This is a genomic window from Pseudomonas profundi, assembly GCF_008638305.1.
Lineage (GTDB): Bacteria > Pseudomonadota > Gammaproteobacteria > Pseudomonadales > Pseudomonadaceae > Halopseudomonas > Halopseudomonas profundi.
Window position 1 is genome coordinate 1 of the sequence record NZ_VTPZ01000045.1, and the last position, 800, is coordinate 800.

The window sequence follows — 800 nt, forward strand, 5'->3', positions numbered from 1 at the left end:
CCAATGGCTTTGGCAGCCGCCACGGTGTTCAGGGTCGAGGCAGTCAGCTCGGCGTTGTTGTGTTCAGCAATAACCAAAATTGTCATTTAGATCACCTTGGCTTCGTTCTTGAGTTTGTCGACCAGCTCGTCTACCGACTTGACCATGATGCCGGCGCTGCGCGCGGCCGGTGCTTCAACCTTCACAGTGGACAGGGTCGAAGCGATGCTGACGCCCAGATCTTCCGGCTTGAGGGTTTCAAGCGGCTTCTTCTTGGCTTTCATGATGTTGGGCAGCGAGGCGTAACGCGGCTCGTTCAGACGCAGGTCAGTGGTGACGATGGCCGGCAGCTTCAGATCAACGGTCTGGGCGCCACCGTCGATTTCACGGGTAACCTTGACGCTTTCGCCTTCGACGTTGACTGCCGAAGCGAAGGTGCCCTGGCCGTAGCCGGACAGCGCAGCCAGCATCTGGCCGGTCTGGTTGTTGTCGGAGTCGATGGCCTGCTTGCCAAGAATGACCAGCTGCGGCTGTTCCTTGTCGACCACACCCTTGAGCAGCTTGGCGATGGACAGCGAGCTCAGCTCTTCAGTGGACTCAACCAGAATGGCGCGATCGGCACCCAGTGCCAGAGCGGTACGCAGCTGCTCCTGGGCAGCAGTCGGGCCGACAGACACAGCGACGATTTCAGTCGCCACGCCTTTTTCTTTCAGGCGCACGGCCTCTTCCACAGCAATTTCGCAGAAGGGGTTCATCGACATCTTGACGTTGGCGAGATCGACACCGGAATTGTCCGCTTTGACGCGAACCTTGACGTTGTA

At 58.6% G+C, this 800-nt stretch carries 1 protein-coding gene; it reads right to left on the bottom strand.

Annotated elements, in window-relative coordinates; genetic code table 11:
• Positions 1–86: 86 nt before the first annotated feature.
• On the bottom strand, positions 87–800 hold a 714-nt coding region (locus FZE95_RS19495), incomplete at its 5' end, for an electron transfer flavoprotein subunit beta/FixA family protein (RefSeq protein WP_150302447.1).